Raw genomic sequence first — 15,823 nt, 5'->3', positions numbered from 1 at the left:
ACTTGCCGGGGTTTTCCAGACGGTGAACAGCGCCAATGGGAATATAGGTGGACTGATTCTCGGTAAGCAATATCTCCTGATCACCATTAACGATCAGCGCGGTACCTTTAACCACAATCCAGTGCTCAGCCCGGTGATAGTGCATCTGCAGGGAAAGCTGTGCGCCAGGTTTCACGATAATCCGCTTAACCTGAAAGCGATCCCCCATATCGATAGAATCATATGCCCCCCAGGGGCGATAGACTTTGCGATGCAGTTTCACCTCTGGCCGGTTTTCCGCTTTCAAGCGATCAACAATCTTTTTAACATCCTGCACCCGACTTTTATGGGCCACTAATATGGCATCATCACTTTCGGTAATGACAAGATCTTCAACACCAACGGCAGCAATCAGCTTTTTCTCACTCCGTACATAAGTGTTACGGGTGTCCTGAAGCATAACATCGCCAATAGTTGAGTTGCCTGACTCATCTTTTGATGAAATATCGGCGAGGGATGACCAGGAGCCCACATCCGTCCAACCCGCATCCAGTGGAACTACCACTGCATCAGTGGTTTTTTCCATCACAGCGTAATCGATAGACTCATCCGGGCAGGCCTTAAACGCCAGCTCATCCAGACGGACAAAATCCAGATCGGTACTTTGTACTTCCATCGCTTTCTGGCAGGCTTCGAGAATATCAGGGCGGAACTTGTTTAATTCTTCCAGATAGCGGGAAGCTTTGAACAGAAACATGCCGGAGTTCCAGTAGTAGTCACCGGAAGCCAGATAGCCCTGGGCCGTTTCAAGATCCGGCTTTTCAACAAACTGTTCTACTGAGTAGATCGTTGTGGGTGATAAGTTATGGGTTGCGGGTTCAGCATATTTAGCCGCCACTCCTTCTTCCCCATTCCTTATTAACTGTTCACCGGCCTTGATATACCCATACCCCGTTTCCGGATGGGTAGGCACAACACCAAACGTCACCAGTTTACCATCATGGGCTGCCGGTAAAGCGGCGTTGATTGCCTGATGAAAAGCCTGAACATCTTGAATCACATGATCCGCGGCAAGAACCAGTAGTACCGGCTCAGCTTTATCAGCTAATGCTTTTGCTTTTATTGCAGCCAGTGCCAAAGCGGGCGCAGTATTCCTGCCCACTGGCTCAAGAATAATGGCGGAAGCCTCTTGTCCTATCTGACGAAGCTGCTCCGCTACCAGAAAACGATGATCTTCGTTGGCAATCACCAGAGGTGCCGTAACAGAATCCAAACCATCCAAGCGAGTAACCGTGTTTTGCAACATGGTCTGTGTATTAACCAGTGGCAGAAACTGCTTTGGATAGAGTGAGCGGGATTGAGGCCAGAGACGGCTGCCAGAGCCACCGGACATAATTACTGGAATAATCATGAATACTCGAATTAATTAAAAGAAACGATTACTGCTGCTCAAGCCACGCTTGAAACATTAAAACATCCCAAAGGCAGTGCTGATGGTTGCGAGAACCATTCAAATGTTCCACCCACATCGTTCGAATTGGTTCAGGCCTGAAAAAACCCTCTTCACGAAGACGATTTTCGCCCAAAAGTGATTCAGCCCATTCTCTTAGAGGCCCACGGAGCCAATCTTGTAGTGGAATTGCAAAACCCATTTTTGGGCGTTCAATTAATGACTGTGGTACATGACGAAAAAGCACTTGCTTCAGCAACCACTTACCCTCACCTTGTCGGATTTTAAAATTCAAGGGCATTCGCCAAGCTAATTCAGCGATGCGGTGATCCAAAAAAGGAACACGAGTTTCAAGGCTATTCGACATAGCGGCCCGATCAACCTTTACCAGAATGTCATCCGACATGTAGGTTTGAGCATCCATGGCCATCATCAACTCTTCAAAGTTCTTGGCCGAAGGCCATGAGCCTTTGTCAGTGACCAAAGTACCGGGCTCTCGGCCACCAATTACCACTTCATCTGGTTTCTGCCAGTGACTGGTCAGCTGTTGATAAAAATCCTGTTCACTATTTAAACCAAGCACCCCAGCCAACTTGTGAGCCTTGTCGCCAGGCGTCCTCAGTCTGAGTTTATCAGGCAGAACAGGCTGAAGTCGGTTAAACAGTGTATCCCACTGATTGGGAGACAATGCCCGCAAACCATTCACTGACAGTTTACGTATTGCTCGAGGCAGTCTGCGACTCTTTTCCCAAACACCTCGCCCCGTCAGGTAGCGATTATAGCCACCAAACAGTTCATCCCCACCATCACCAGAGAGTGCAACAGTCACATGCTGGCTGGTCAGTTCGCTCACTAAAAATGTCGGTATCTGAGAGCTGTCTGAAAATGGCTCACAGTAAATAGAAGGGAGCTTAGGTATAACAGCAAGGGCATCCTGTGGCTGAATATAGAGCTCAGTATGATCAGAGCCAAGATGACGAGCTACTGCTTTAGCATGAGTAGCCTCGTCATAACCCGTGTCATCAAAACCAATGGTAAAGGTTTTTACTGGTCGGTTAGTTTGAGCCTGCATGAGAGAAACAACTGTGCTACTGTCTATTCCGCCACTGAGGAATGCACCAAAAGGAACATCAGCAAGCATTTGTTCTTTAATGCTACTCATCAAGGCGTTTTCAAGAGTATTTATTGCGTCGTGCTCGCTCCCCTCAAATGGTGACGCTAGCCCCTGTTCAACAATTTTATTAAAAGACCAATAAGGAGAGGAAACGGCAGTCTTAGCTTTCTTCAAATCACTCAGCGGTAATTGCAGCCAGTGCCCTGCACGTAATTTTTCAATACCCTGATAAATACAGTAAGGTGCTGGTATGCAGTTATGGCGTAACAATAAGGCAAGCGCATTCCGATCGACTTCCGCCTGAAAGGATGAATGAGCTTTCAGCCCTTTGAGTTCAGATCCAAAAAAAAGCCGGTTACCCTGCCAACCCCAGTAGAGCGGTTTTTCACCCATTCGATCTCTCGCCAGAGTCAACACTTTATTGTTTTGATCCCATAGGGCAATGGCAAACATCCCAACAGCTGCTTTGAGGGTTTTTTCTATTCCCCACTGTGTAAAACCAGCCAGTAATGTTTCGGTGTCGGAATGGCCTCTCCAGTCATTGCTATAGCCATCCCGCTGTAACTCGGTGCGCAATGTGAGATGGTTATAGATTTCGCCATTAAAGACCAGCACATAACGATCACAATGGGAACGCATTGGCTGTGCACCCGCAGGCGATAGATCCTGTATTGCGAGCCGTTGATGACCCAAAGCAAAGCCAATTTCCTTGTCCAGCCAGAAGTCCCCGGCATCAGGGCCACGGTGGCGGATGGCACTATTCATGTCCTGTATTTTGAGAAGTTCAAGTAAATCTGTTTTAAGGGAAAAAAAACCGTTTAATCCGCACATCTGCATTAACTACTTTATGTCAGTTTTAACTAGCTTCTTAAAAAAACTATTACCAAGCCTAAATCTATCCAACAAATGAAGGATACCCCCTCCTACCAAGTATAATAATGGCGGCCTCCATTCCATAGAATATTTGTTTGGCAACCTAAACCTCCACCAGTTGATTGCAGATCGACTTTTTATAACAAAGCCAGTAAATTTTTCGTATTGATCTTGGTAAACATAAGACGTAGAAAAGGCACAAATGTATCTATTTTTTATCGATAAGTCTGATAGACCACCTTTTTGATATTCACATATATAACCATCATAATTATAGAATTTACAGCTAAACCTAGAACCATACCATAAAAATAATGGTGACTCTGCCATGAATTTTTCATTATAGAATTCGGGGAATTTAAATTTTTTCAAAAAGCTCGTTTTATATATTTCAGCTTTGTCACCTTTGATTCTCTTATTTTCTCTTTCAAGTAGGCTTGTTAATGTTAGGTCATATCTTTCACCTATTATCGTGCCGTTTTCATACCTTCTAAGAAAAGACATGCCACTATCACAAAAACAATCGCTCTGCAGCTGTTTAGTAATAAATGAAATGCAATCACTTTGTAACCAATCATCACTATCGACAATAAACAACCATTCATGACCTGCATTTTTGAAGCCTACATTTAGGGCAGTATGCTTTCCACCATTTCTTTTTTTTATATATCGTATTTGAAATGGTGTACATAAAACATAGCCATTAATTAGATCCTCCGTACTATCACAACTACCATCATCAATAACTAACCACTCAAAGTCATAAGAGGTTTGATCAATAAGTGATTGATAAAGTCTGGGTAGAGTATGAACTCTATTATAAGTAGGGGTTAGAATCGTGATCATTCAAAAAATCTACTAGAATATGTAAGCAATAAAAGTGGATAGAAGGCAATAAATCCAATAACTATGTAATTTTGTAGTATAAATGAGAACTTACTATTGCTTAACTGACTATACAACAATAATGGTATTAGAAACCAAGATAAATTAGCAATTCGATCTGAGAATGGAATGAAGCACAACATAAAATATGCGGATGCAAGTAGACAATATAATTTAACAAGATCACAATTAATATTTATTAAATTCTTCTTCCATAAAAAGACAATCATAAAAACAGGCAATAACGTAAATACAGTAAAATCAATACGAAAACCAGACTTGTAATTTAGACTACGAAAGTGTTCACCCTCATAAAAGCTGTTATCAAAATATTCATTAAACCCAAGAGAGTCAATTATCGGCTTAGGAATAATTGCTGTTGCAATTGGTTCAACAAGACCAAGTACTGCAATTGATACACAACACATAAGCACTACTAAAGTAAACTCAATAGTTCTCTTTCTAAAGAATAAAAATAATGCAGCCACAGCAAAATTAACGAGCCAAAATGCAGAGTGAAATAATGTTGACAGAAAAAGAAGTAATACCCCTTTTATCCACTTCCTGTCATTTCTATCAATTAAGCAGTTAATCCCCCATAATGAAAAACCAAAGCTAATACCTTGCTTAAAACCACTACCTAAATAAATTAGATAAAAAGGGTATAGCAAGTAAATCATTAACAATACAGAAGAATCGAACGTATTAAATTTTTCACGAAGACCTCTATATAGAGGTATCACACAAAACAAGTAAATAACAGAAAAGAAAAACTCTGAGCTTGTACTTATGGCTGAAGTCAGCCAGTTAAGAAGCCGAAAACCTAAAGGCCCTTTATTAGAGGTTATCAACTCATAAAAATCCATATTATTTATAATTTTAAGCTCCTGCATATATCGCCAAGGGTCACCAGCTGGCTCACGAAAAGATAATACAATCCATAGCCATATGGCAACTAAAAGTGCATAAATAACAACACAGGTTTTGGCTGCAACAAATTCTCTGCGAGTGTAAAGAAGTATGAAAAATACGCTAACAGAGCTATAAAAAGTAAAATTAAATAACATAACGGATGTCTCATGTAAGTAGCTAACCATATGAAATCATATTTTTTGACTCCATATGGTCAGCTACTTATATACCATTAAATGCTAGAGCGAACTTAATAAGCTCTTGGCACTTTTCTTTAGTCGGCATCTTATGGTATCAAGAACATCCCTTGACATAGTCACACCACCAAGTTCACTAAAACATTCTATTAAATTCTTTTTATCATCTACCCAGTTAATGGTTGAAAACTGTTTTGATGCATCAAGATTTAAATCATCAAAAAGCATTTCACATTTAGGTGCATATGCCAAAGAGTACAAAGGCGTGTTTGCAATCAGTGAAAAAACATTAGCATGAAAACGGGTAGCAATAAAAAAATCAAAGTCAACTATTTTATTAATCAAAAAAACAGGATCTTGTTTGAATGGCAAAAATTCATCAACATAATCCTTATAAATAGTTTTTGCCACTAAATAATCTTCAAGGGTAAAAGCTACATTGACTATTTTATAGCCTTGCTTTTTAAGATTTTTGATAATGTTTTTTGTAGCATCAATATAATCAATGGGGATTTTTAAGTACCTATCAGCTAGTTCTGGCATATGTTTTTTATACCATTCACTAGGTTCTTTATTCTGTACAATGGTTTTACCCAAAACATTCATAAGTGGTGGAAATAGATTAACTCCAACCGTTTTTTTTATAGATGACTTTTCTTTTTTTGCATCTAACGCAAAAGCCAAGTCAGGTATCAAATCAATATCTTTTCTTTTAGTGATTTGTTTTAATGATCGTAACGCATCTTTACTTCTAACACTCAAATATGCTGAATTAATTAATATTTTCTGAAGTTCATCATCAATTTCGTTTACTTCAAAATTGCCAGAACAACCCCAAATTGCAATTTTCTTGTTACCGCCATATCGATTGAATAGTTTTATTTTGCTTATTGGTGATGTTGAGTGAGCTGTAAGCACCCCCCCCCCCCGCCAAGAATAAGGCTTTTCGATTTACCCACTATTGATGATATGTCAGCATAATTACAAGACTTTACCTTGCCGCCCAAACTTGTAATTATTTTGGTAGCACCATCTCTTAATGCTAAGTCACCAATATTACTAGTATTGTAACAACCTACTAGTGCATGCGTATCCGACGGGAAGGTTTTGGAATCTACAAAACTTTTTGCTTTATTGCCAAGTCTAACTTTTTTTGAAAAAAGAAAATCTGAATTGCTAATCATATTTAAAGTCATACATATCGATTCATGTGGCTTAAATCAGTTAAAATTTTAGCTTTTCTTATGGGCATGAGGTTATTTTAGGCCCAGATTTTCCTGCTTTGATACCAGCACGACATCCCTGAACAGTTTTTATCAGAGGTTTTATCGATTTAGCGGCTCTTGAGTATGATAATCCAAGAATAAACAATCGCCCAAAAGCACTAACTTTGTGCATAAAAGAAAGATGGCGTGAAATTACCAGACTACGGTTATGTGCCAGGCCGTACATATACTTAGGGATATCATTTGGCACACGGCAACCACCATCACTAGCAACTAAATGTGTTAGTCTTGCAGTAGGCTCAAAATAGATTTTAAAGCCATTGCCACTGGCCCTAAGACAAAACTCAAGTTCTTCATAGAGCGCCGCACCAATATTCAACTGTTCATCAATGCCACTAATGCTTTGAAAAACGGCCTTTTGGACTGAAAAATTACACCCTTTAACATGATCAACATAACAAGCATTTTTTGACTCAAAACCAGCTATTGGAGTAGCAGTCCATTTTTTAAAAACACCAGTTCCTGTGAACTTTGATTGACTTACATTAGGTTCATTAATCCCTCCTGCTATTAAACCAATCTGTGGATCTTTAGCGTACGCTTTTAAATGATTACCAATGAAACTTTTATCCGCTCTTATATCATCATCAATAAAGATAATAATTTCACCTTTTGCATTGGATAAACCAAAATTTCTTGCTTGCGGTAAACCCCGAAAACTGACATTAAAATAGCGAATGATAGCTGAGTTATCAGCAGTTAATTTTTTTACATTATCCGGTGTATTATCAGACTGATCAACAACAATAATTTCATAGGCAGGGTAATCCTGTGCCAGCATATCCACCATGGCATTATATAAAAAGTCACCACGATTCAGAGTGGGGATCACCAGACTTGCAAAGGGTTGTTTCATTACGTGTAACTCGTATTAAATTCCATTCAAAGCGTCGGCCACTTTTTCACCATAGTGTTGCCAGGTGGCTTCCTTCTCAACCCGTAGTCGTGCCTTTTGTCCTTCCATAACAAAACGCTCAGGTTCTGAAACCAAAGAAGCAAGATACCGGGATAGCTCTATATGGTCGTCTCTTTCTATCAACCAGCCACCATTACCCTGTTTAATCGCATCGGGGATGCCTCCCTGGTTACTGCCAATAGCCGGTATACCGCAGGCCTGTGCCTCAAGGAAAACCAACCCAAAACCTTCAACTGCCTTTTGCGCCTTCTCTTCACGGGTACAAAGGGCAAACAGGTCTACAGATTGATAGAGTTTGGGTAACTGATCATCAGCGACAAAGCCAAGCCAATTGATTGCTTGAGCGACATCCAGGTTTTCCGCCAGTCTTTTTAACTCAGGTAAATAATCCCCCCTGCCAGCAACCACATATTGCAACTGGTCTCGCACGCTGTCAGGTAACTGAGCCAGTGCTTTAATGATCACATCATGGGCTTTATAAGCATTCACTCTTGATGTTGTAAGTACCAGCTTCTTATCCAGTGGTAGATTAAGCTCACGTCTGAGAAGGGTCTTATCAGTGGCGGGTTTAAATAACTGTTCATCAACACCCAAAGGTATGGCTACCGTATTGGCTTTTGGTGCCGTCTGTTTTACAACCTCTTCAGTATATTGGCTGTTGCAGATCACCAACCGTGCAGATTCCAGTATGCGCTTGCGCAAAAACGTTAAAACGCGGTTTTTTATGGTTGGCGCACCTTTCATAACATCATTACCGTGTGCCAATACTACCAGATTTTTTACCCCCGCTAATTTACAAAGCACTGCTTCCGGATGCCAGACATCGGTAATCACAACAGTATCAGTATCAAGCTTTCGCAACCGCTGCCATGACAATAACTCACGTTGACCTCGTTTAAATGTGACCCTATATTCTGGCACATCAGGTGCAACAAAACCTGTCTCCAAGGTACGGTTTACCGTCAACACTTCAACCGCTTTACCCTGTTGTTTCAGCGCTTCTACAATGGCAACACATAAGCGGGAAATTCCACCTTCCAATGGTGGATAGTCATAGCTGAACATCACGTACTTTTTCATCAGGAATTTTTCAAAAGGTGATCGAAGATATTTGCAAAACTACTGACCTGGCTGCTCGCAAGATATCGTTGGCAATAGTCGGTGGGGTTTGCTGTTGCGGTTGATGAATTTATCACCTCAGCTAACAGGTTACAGTCATCATCCGGATGACCGGAAAGGAATATACCTATACCTGCTTTCGATAGTTCTGTACGTGCCTCACTGGTTTCAGGCACTGACGCAATGACGGGCTTACCAAGAGCAATATAATCGACCATTTTGGCAAAATTACACCACCACAGCCTTGATAGACCAGGAAGCAATAAACAGGCATGTGCATTTATCATTGTTTTATAGAGTTCTTTCTGTGATAAGTGATCGATAAAAATACAGTGACTTAATAGCTCTGCTTTATCTTTCAGTAAAGCGGTAACTCTCGGTTGGTTAAGCTCCTTTCTGCCAACAAATTTTAGATCAAATTCACCTTTGATCAGCCCTTTCACTCTGGCTCTGTTGAGTGCAGAAAAGAAGTGATCTCCATATTCAGGCAAGAATTCGCCAACAAATAACAGGTATTTCTTATCGATTGATTCGGACTTTGTTAGATCTGTTAGATAGTCATCATCCACACCGGTGGGAATAAAAGTGTATTTACTCTCATCCAAACCGTAATAATCAAAAAATATCGATCCATAACTGTGAGCAAGCCCGGTAACTACATCTGCTTTTTCCATGGTTTTACGGGTATAAGACTGCTCTAGCCATCTTCTTTGCCATTGAGGTGAGTTATAACGCTCACCATATCCACAAGGGTCACGAAAATCTGCTACCCATTGAATATCTTTTTTTTGTTTAAGATGTTGACCAATTTTAAGACAGGTGTATGGAACAACGGTTGTATAGACAACCTTAATCTTATGCTTATCAATAAGCTCTTCAGCTTTTTTAATCGCCCCCGCAGACCATGTCCAGTAACGATCTGGCCATTCCAAGAGATTTTCAGTGCACCACACATAGCCTCTTGAAATCAGTCTTTTCTTTAAATGACTTTCTTTCTCAAGGGTATCACCTGAATTTTTACCTTTTTCATTTGTATAGTCTGTATGGGCTTTGGTTTTTACAAATGTTCGATCCACACCGCCAAACGCCATTCTCAGCCCTCTGAGGGTAGGCTCAATGTAGCGCGTAGGAATAATTTCTACTTCATCAGGGAGATCACTAAGTAATGTATAATCTTCATTGTAAAGGTAATTAATATCTGATGTTATGACATAAGGCTTATAACCATAACGTGGTAAATATTTCGCTAATTTATATGCTCGAAAAACAGCCGCATGAGTTTGAGGTGCGAAATAAGGTGTGATAATTAAAACAGGCTTCATTAGTGGATTAGAGATCTATAAAACTGAAGGTTTTTTTCTATAGCAACAGAGGGGTTAAAGTCTTCTGAAACTCTTCTAAACCCACTCTCCGCCATTTCACATCGGGTTTCTTCGTTTTTTAACAAACCAAGAATCGTAACAGCGATGTTATCAATATTATCCGGATCACACAGTAATCCATGCTCACCATCTTTTATAAGCTCTGGGCCACTGGAACGGCTTGAGTAGATAACCGGAATTTTTAAAGCCATTGCCTCCATGGGAGCTAATGCGAATGCCTCAGAGTATGATGGATAAATCGCAAGATCGGCTTTTACGAGAATATCTTCCATCTCTCTTTTGCTAACATGCCCGGTAAAGTGTATCGAGCTACTATGCTTCCCTGCCAACACTCGGATTTTTTCTTGTGAACTCTGCCCTCCGGTCAGTACATCTTTTCCTATCATGATCAGCTTGGCACCGGGGCATTGATCGCAGACTTTCGGCCAGGCTTTTGCTAGAGAAAAGACGCCCTTTTTTTCCACCAAGGAGCCACTGTATGCAACCATTCCGGTGCTTTTATAAGAATGTTTTGTTCGCTCCAAAGTGGGCAAAGAAACTGAATTATAAATTACCTTGATATCTTTATTCAGATTAAACAGTTGTTTTGTTCTTTCTGCTGTATATTGACTAACGGATGCAATTGCGTCAGCCCTTTTTAATGCAGCAGCTTCAAGCCTTCTGGTATTTTTTGATACGGGCTGGTTCATTTCATCAGCAAAATAGGTAAGGTTGCCATGTAAACGGACAATTACTGGTATTGGTAGTTTTGGCCAAAAAGCACAGTTCCCCTCAAAATCAGGTACCTCGATGATATCAATCTGGTTTCGTTTAATGAGCTGCTTTACTTTTTTAAATAATTTTAAACGGCCACCATAATAACCAAACCGCCCTTTTGTAGTTGCCAATCGAAAAACGTTAACACCATTGAGTTCTTCAAAGATGTCGTCCTGAATATTTGGATAAACTCCAATAATGGTTACCTGGTTCCCATTTTCTACCAGTGCATTTGCCAACTCACGGGTAAAGATACCAATCCCCCCACATTTTTCGGGTGGGTACTCATTGCAGATAAAAGCAATTTTCATGATGTTGTTTTAAGTTTAAATAAATTAAAAAATTGTGAGCGGTAAAAAAATAAAAGCATTGCAGCGTAAGCTATAACGAGCAGTGTGCTGCGTATGAAAATACGAGATAGCAACTGTAGTTCCTGATTCAGGATTTTGTCGATAAAGAATGTTATTAGCAACGCAAAAATGGAGCTTACCAGTACAAGCAACAAGTATTTTATGCTTGGCCAGAGTTTTATACCCGCTGCACTATGTGCAACTTTCAGTGCGCCAAGGGTCAGACATAATCCCATAACTACGGTATAACTAATAGCTACGCCAATAGCCCCCCACTGTGCACCGACAAGAAAGCCTGCACTTAGAAAAATGGCTGCAAAACATCCCCAGTGGAACATTTTTCTGCTCTGGCCTGATGCTGTAAATAGCCAGCCCATGGTGTTATGCATTGGCTGAGTCAGGCAAGCAATGGCAAGAACTTGAAGTAATGGCGCTGCCATTAACCATTGTTCACCGTAAAACAGCAGGATAACGTCTTCGGGAAAGGTAAAAAAATAACCAGCAATCGGACAACAGAGCAGTGTTACTAATCGTAGAGCATTTTTATAGTAGCCCTGGAACTTAACCTTATCATCCTGATATCTGGCCAATAATGCGACCATCATACCTGATAAACCTGCTGTTGTTAGCATTGATGGCAAGGTCATCAGAAAATAAGCTTTGGCATAAAATGCGAGCTCTTCTACCCCTGCAAATTTACCGATAACCACATTATCCAGATTTCTGGAAAAGTAATTAACGGCACCGAAACCCAGTAATCCACCACTAAAACGCAGCATAGTTCCCACGTGGGTTTTACGTGAAAACCAACCCATTGGCATGCCTGAAACGGTATGTATTGCGAGCATTGTCAGCGTTGATTTGGTAAGCGCTTGTATTGCCAAAGACCAGTAACCAAAGCCATTCTTAGCAGCCAATATCCCAACAACTCCACCAATGATCAGTGAAAGCAAATTAATTATTGCCAGTTTTTTTAATAATAATCCTCGTTTGAGCCACATGGTTCCTGGAACAGTAAACCCGGTAATCAAAAAGTTGAGGCCCATAACAGGTAATAATTGTTTTAACTCTTCGTAACCATAAAAGGCTACAACAAACGGCGCAATCAGTATGCATGTAACTGACATTAGTCCGCCAATCAATACATTAATCCAATAAAGATTAATAACCTCTTGGTCTTTTATTTCTTTTTTACTGACTATGGACCAAACAATTCCACCGTCTGCAAACACCATAAAAAATGCTGTGACTGTAGACACTAGATTGAAAAGGCCATACTCAGCAGGCAGCACCAGTCTAGAAAGAACAGCGGTAAAAACAAGTGATAGTGTATATGTAAAAAACTGTGGTCCGATCGACCACAGAAGACCTTGGTTTATCTTTTTATCATCCATTTAGCTTTGAAATACCACCCAGACTTTTATAAAAAGTATCATCAAAAATATTTTTGCTATTTGATATGATCATTTAACAAATAACAAAGTTAAAAATATTATTTATTCAAATACCATTTCATCGCTACACAAACCCCATCCATAATCCGATGGGTTGGCTCATAGCCCAGCAATGTTTTTGCCTTGCTGATATCCGCTTGGGAATGCCTGACATCACCGGCCCGGAATTCACGATAAACCGGTTCAGCATTTTTCACCTGCGGCAATGTTCCTGCCAGATTAGTTCTGATGGCCTGGTACAGATCATTCAGTGTGGTTCTGTCACCAACGGCAACATTGAAGACATTGTCTTTCGCTTCATCGCTGGCTACGGCTGAAAGAATATTGGCCTGAATGGCGTTATCGATATAACAGAAGTCCCGGCTGGTTTCGCCATCGCCATTGATAAACACCGTTTCACCATTAATCAGTGAGGCAGTCCATTTAGGAATAACGGCTGCATAGGCACCATTCGGATCCTGTCGTCTGCCGAAAATATTGAAGTAGCGCAAACCGATGCATTTAAAGCCATAAGTTCTGGCAAAGACACTGGCATACAACTCATTCACGTATTTGGTTACAGCATAGGGTGACAGCGGGTTACCGATATTCTGTTCGACCTTGGGCAGTGCCGGGTGGTCTCCATAAGTGGAGCTTGATGCTGCATAAGTGAAACTTTTCACTTCAGCGTCACGAGCAGCAACCAACATATTCAGGAAGCCGGTAATATTGGCCTCGTTGGTGGTGATCGGGTCGTTAATGGAACGAGGTACCGAACCAAGGGCAGCCTGATGGAGAACGTAGTCCACACCATTGCACGCTTTCTGGCAATCTGCCAGGTTGCGGATATCACCTTCAATAAAGGTAAACCGTTGCCATTGCTCCGGCGTAACCAGAGTTTCCACCTCTGCCAGATTGTGCTGATGGCCGGTGGCAAAGTTATCCAGGCCGATAACCGTCTGGTTCAGCTTGAGCAGGGTTTCCAGCAGGTTGGAACCGATAAAACCGGCCACTCCGGTGATAAGCCAGGTTTTCGGGCTGGCCTGCAGATTTTGTTTAACTTGTTCGTATTTCATTTCATTTTTTTTCACCACAGAGGCACAGAGGGCACAGAGGGGAAGATTTTTTGTTTTACAAGCAAAAAAAAAGCTTTTCTCTGTGTGCTCTGTGTCTCTGTGGTAAAAACCTTCTTGAGTAGGATGGTCTATTGTTAATGTTTTTTGACCAATAGGTTAATTGTGTATGAATAATCATTTATCCGGAAAAGTAATTGGGTTAGCTATTGATGTTCATCGGGAACTTGGGCCGGGGTTGCTTGAAAATGCCTATGAAGAAGCACTTTCTTTTGAACTGGGTCGTGCCGGTGTTTTCTTTGAACGTCAGCTTTCCCTTCCGGTTAATTACAAAGGTCAGTTGTTAGACTGTAAGTACCAAATGGATATTGTGGTAGAAAAGCAATTAGTGCTTGAATTAAAAGCAGTGGAGCAGTTGATACCGATACATCAAGCACAGTTGCTCACTTATCTTAAACTATCAGGCATATCCTTAGGCTTACTGATCAACTTCAATGAGCTTGTTTTAAGGCAAGGCATCAAGCGGTTAATTCTGTGATTCTTTTTTTTTACCACAGAGGCGCAGAGGGCACAGAGGAAAAGATTTTTTTCTTTTAAAAGCATAAAAAAGCTCTTCCCCGTGTTCTCTGCGCCTCTGTGGTAAAACAGTCTTTTACAACCACCCATCCACAGAGGCACAGAGGAAAAGATTTTTTTCTTTTAAAAGCAAAAAAAGCTCTTCTCCGTGCCCTCTGCGCCTCTGTGGTAAACAAAATCTTCTACAACCGCCCATCCACAGATTCAGTTGGCAAGATGTACTTAATGTCATAAACAACACAGTCACGTCGCCCCAGTTTACGAATGGCATCGGCGCCCATCTCTTTAAATTGGTCATGGGCCACAGCCAGAATAATTGCCTCATATTTTCCAGCAGCCGGTTCTTTAACCGGGTTAATGCCGTATTCGTGCTCAGCTTCAACAGGGTTCACCCACGGGTCGAAAACATCCACATTGGCACCGTATTGCTGGAACTCATTCACTATATCCACCACGCGGGTATTTCTTAAGTCCGGGCAGTTCTCTTTGAAGGTCAGGCCCATGATCAGCACATTGGCATCTTCTACATGGATACGACGCTTGATCATCTGTTTGACCACCTGGCTGACCACATACTGGCCCATACCATCGTTAATACGACGACCGGCAAGGATGACTTCAGGGTGATAACCGATCTCCTGAGCTTTGTGCGTGAGGTAGTACGGGTCCACACCAATGCAGTGGCCACCCACCAGGCCTGGGCGAAATGGCAGGAAGTTCCATTTGGTGCCTGCGGCTTTCAGGACTTCTTCAGTATCAATACCCAGCTTGTTGAAAATAAGCGCCAGCTCATTAACCAGGGCTATGTTCAGGTCGCGCTGGGTGTTCTCAATCACCTTGGCGGCTTCTGCCACTTTAATGCTGCTGGCTTTATGGGTTCCGGCAGTGATGATTGAGCTGTAGAGGTTATCTACATAGTCCGCTACTTCTGGCGTAGAGCCGGAGGTGACTTTTTTGATGGTGGTCAGCCGGTGCTGTTTATCGCCCGGATTGATTCGTTCCGGACTGTAACCGGCAAAGAAGTCTTTATTGAAGACCAGGCCGGATTCTTTTTCGACCAGAGGGATACAGTCTTCTTCAGTGGCACCCGGATAAACGGTGGATTCGTAAATAATAATATCGCCCTTACTCACTACTTTACCGAGCATTTCGCTGGCTCTGATCAGAGGGGTGAGGTCCGGCCGGTTATGCTGGTCGATAGGCGTTGGTACCGTAACAATGTAGACGCTGGCGGTTTTCAGGTCTTCCAGCTGGCAGCAGTACCCGAGTTTATTGGCAGATGCCAGCTCTTCATCGGAACATTCCAGGGTGCTGTCGTGCCCGGCCATCAGCTCTTCAACACGAGCCTGGTTAATATCAAACCCGATGGTGTTGTATTTTTTGCCAAACTCAACGGCCAGTGGCAGGCCGACATAGCCGAGACCAATAACGGCAATAATTGGGTCTTGATTAAACTTCATCTGTTATTTCCCGTGTTGTCTTGGAATTTTTTTTCACCACAGAGGCACAGAGGGCACAGAGA

Annotated in this window: 14 protein-coding genes; 1 reads left to right on the top strand and 13 read right to left on the bottom strand. The window is 41.7% G+C overall.

Annotated features, from left to right (window positions below):
* The 12 genes from KDK13_RS00070 to KDK13_RS00015 all read right to left on the bottom strand — a co-directional run.
* Window positions 1-1,390, bottom strand: a 1,390-nt coding sequence (locus KDK13_RS00070) for a mannose-1-phosphate guanylyltransferase/mannose-6-phosphate isomerase (RefSeq protein ID WP_257282683.1), incomplete at its 3' end; no start/stop codon positions are given.
* A 28-nt stretch (window positions 1,391-1,418) separates the two neighbouring features.
* The gene (gene asnB, locus KDK13_RS00065; protein WP_257282682.1) at window positions 1,419-3,374 is read right to left on the bottom strand and encodes an asparagine synthase (glutamine-hydrolyzing); all 1,956 of its coding nucleotides are present in this window, start codon (window positions 3,372-3,374) and stop codon (window positions 1,419-1,421) included.
* Window positions 3,375-3,383: 9 nt separating this feature from the next.
* The gene (locus KDK13_RS00060; RefSeq protein ID WP_257282681.1) at window positions 3,384-4,262 is read right to left on the bottom strand and encodes a glycosyltransferase family 2 protein; all 879 of its coding nucleotides are present in this window, start codon (window positions 4,260-4,262) and stop codon (window positions 3,384-3,386) included.
* Window positions 4,259-5,368 (bottom strand): EpsG family protein, encoded by a 1,110-nt coding sequence (locus tag KDK13_RS00055; RefSeq protein ID WP_257282680.1) that lies wholly within the window; start codon window positions 5,366-5,368, stop codon window positions 4,259-4,261. The genes KDK13_RS00060 and KDK13_RS00055 overlap by 4 nt, the downstream gene beginning before the upstream one ends.
* 84 nt (window positions 5,369-5,452) lie before the next feature.
* The gene (locus KDK13_RS00050; protein WP_257282679.1) at window positions 5,453-6,328 is read right to left on the bottom strand and encodes a polysaccharide pyruvyl transferase family protein; all 876 of its coding nucleotides are present in this window, start codon (window positions 6,326-6,328) and stop codon (window positions 5,453-5,455) included.
* The gene (locus KDK13_RS00045) at window positions 6,298-6,606 is read right to left on the bottom strand and encodes a hypothetical protein (RefSeq protein ID WP_257282678.1); all 309 of its coding nucleotides are present in this window, start codon (window positions 6,604-6,606) and stop codon (window positions 6,298-6,300) included. The genes KDK13_RS00050 and KDK13_RS00045 overlap by 31 nt, the downstream gene beginning before the upstream one ends.
* A 46-nt stretch (window positions 6,607-6,652) precedes the next feature.
* Complete coding sequence (locus tag KDK13_RS00040) at window positions 6,653-7,552, bottom strand: glycosyltransferase (RefSeq protein WP_257282677.1); 900 nt, start codon at window positions 7,550-7,552, stop codon at window positions 6,653-6,655.
* Between the two features lie 15 nt (window positions 7,553-7,567).
* On the bottom strand, window positions 7,568-8,692 hold the full coding sequence (locus KDK13_RS00035) for a glycosyltransferase family 4 protein (protein WP_257282676.1): 1,125 nt from the start codon (window positions 8,690-8,692) through the stop codon (window positions 7,568-7,570).
* Window positions 8,692-10,053, bottom strand: a complete 1,362-nt coding sequence (locus KDK13_RS00030; protein WP_257282675.1) for a glycosyltransferase — start codon at window positions 10,051-10,053, stop codon at window positions 8,692-8,694. The genes KDK13_RS00035 and KDK13_RS00030 overlap by 1 nt, the downstream gene beginning before the upstream one ends.
* Entirely contained in the window at window positions 10,053-11,180 is a 1,128-nt protein-coding gene (locus tag KDK13_RS00025; protein ID WP_257282674.1) for a glycosyltransferase family 4 protein, read from the bottom strand. Before KDK13_RS00025 ends, KDK13_RS00030 begins: the two co-directional genes overlap by 1 nt.
* Window positions 11,177-12,613, bottom strand: coding sequence for a lipopolysaccharide biosynthesis protein (locus KDK13_RS00020; protein ID WP_257282673.1), 1,437 nt, complete (start codon window positions 12,611-12,613; stop codon window positions 11,177-11,179). The genes KDK13_RS00025 and KDK13_RS00020 overlap by 4 nt, the downstream gene beginning before the upstream one ends.
* 98 nt (window positions 12,614-12,711) lie before the next feature.
* Window positions 12,712-13,728: an NAD-dependent epimerase/dehydratase family protein gene (locus tag KDK13_RS00015; protein ID WP_257282672.1), complete on the bottom strand. Its 1,017-nt coding sequence runs from the start codon at window positions 13,726-13,728 to the stop codon at window positions 12,712-12,714.
* 166 nt (window positions 13,729-13,894) lie between these two features.
* Here KDK13_RS00015 and KDK13_RS00010 point away from each other — a divergent pair, with 166 nt between their 5' ends.
* Entirely contained in the window at window positions 13,895-14,263 is a 369-nt protein-coding gene (locus tag KDK13_RS00010; protein WP_257282671.1) for a GxxExxY protein, read from the top strand.
* Between the two features lie 220 nt (window positions 14,264-14,483).
* Here the strand turns inward: KDK13_RS00010 and tviB are convergent, their stop codons facing one another.
* The gene (tviB, locus tag KDK13_RS00005) at window positions 14,484-15,761 is read right to left on the bottom strand and encodes a Vi polysaccharide biosynthesis UDP-N-acetylglucosamine C-6 dehydrogenase TviB (protein ID WP_257282670.1); all 1,278 of its coding nucleotides are present in this window, start codon (window positions 15,759-15,761) and stop codon (window positions 14,484-14,486) included.
* Window positions 15,762-15,823 lie beyond the last annotated feature (62 nt).

This window comes from Endozoicomonas sp. SESOKO1, from assembly GCF_024606265.1.
GTDB lineage: Bacteria > Pseudomonadota > Gammaproteobacteria > Pseudomonadales > Endozoicomonadaceae > Endozoicomonas.
The sequence above is the reverse complement of the archived record's forward strand: the minus strand, read 5'-3'. Positions and strand labels throughout refer to the sequence as shown.

Bases quoted from the DNA above. Each gene is read 5' to 3' on its own strand.
- asnB (WP_257282682.1), bottom strand. From the start codon at position 3,374: ATGTGCGGATTAAACGGTTTTTTTTCCCTTAAAACAGATTTACTTGAA.
- KDK13_RS00060 (WP_257282681.1), bottom strand. From the start codon at position 4,262: ATGATCACGATTCTAACCCCTACTTATAATAGAGTTCATACTCTACCC.
- KDK13_RS00055 (WP_257282680.1), bottom strand. From the start codon at position 5,368: ATGTTATTTAATTTTACTTTTTATAGCTCTGTTAGCGTATTTTTCATA.
- KDK13_RS00045 (WP_257282678.1), bottom strand. From the start codon at position 6,606: ATGACTTTAAATATGATTAGCAATTCAGATTTTCTTTTTTCAAAAAAA.
- KDK13_RS00040 (WP_257282677.1), bottom strand. From the start codon at position 7,552: ATGAAACAACCCTTTGCAAGTCTGGTGATCCCCACTCTGAATCGTGGT.
- KDK13_RS00035 (WP_257282676.1), bottom strand. From the start codon at position 8,692: ATGAAAAAGTACGTGATGTTCAGCTATGACTATCCACCATTGGAAGGT.
- KDK13_RS00030 (WP_257282675.1), bottom strand. From the start codon at position 10,053: ATGAAGCCTGTTTTAATTATCACACCTTATTTCGCACCTCAAACTCAT.
- KDK13_RS00025 (WP_257282674.1), bottom strand. From the start codon at position 11,180: ATGAAAATTGCTTTTATCTGCAATGAGTACCCACCCGAAAAATGTGGG.
- KDK13_RS00020 (WP_257282673.1), bottom strand. From the start codon at position 12,613: ATGGATGATAAAAAGATAAACCAAGGTCTTCTGTGGTCGATCGGACCA.
- KDK13_RS00015 (WP_257282672.1), bottom strand. From the start codon at position 13,728: ATGAAATACGAACAAGTTAAACAAAATCTGCAGGCCAGCCCGAAAACC.
- KDK13_RS00010 (WP_257282671.1), top strand. From the start codon at position 13,895: ATGAATAATCATTTATCCGGAAAAGTAATTGGGTTAGCTATTGATGTT.
- tviB (WP_257282670.1), bottom strand. From the start codon at position 15,761: ATGAAGTTTAATCAAGACCCAATTATTGCCGTTATTGGTCTCGGCTAT.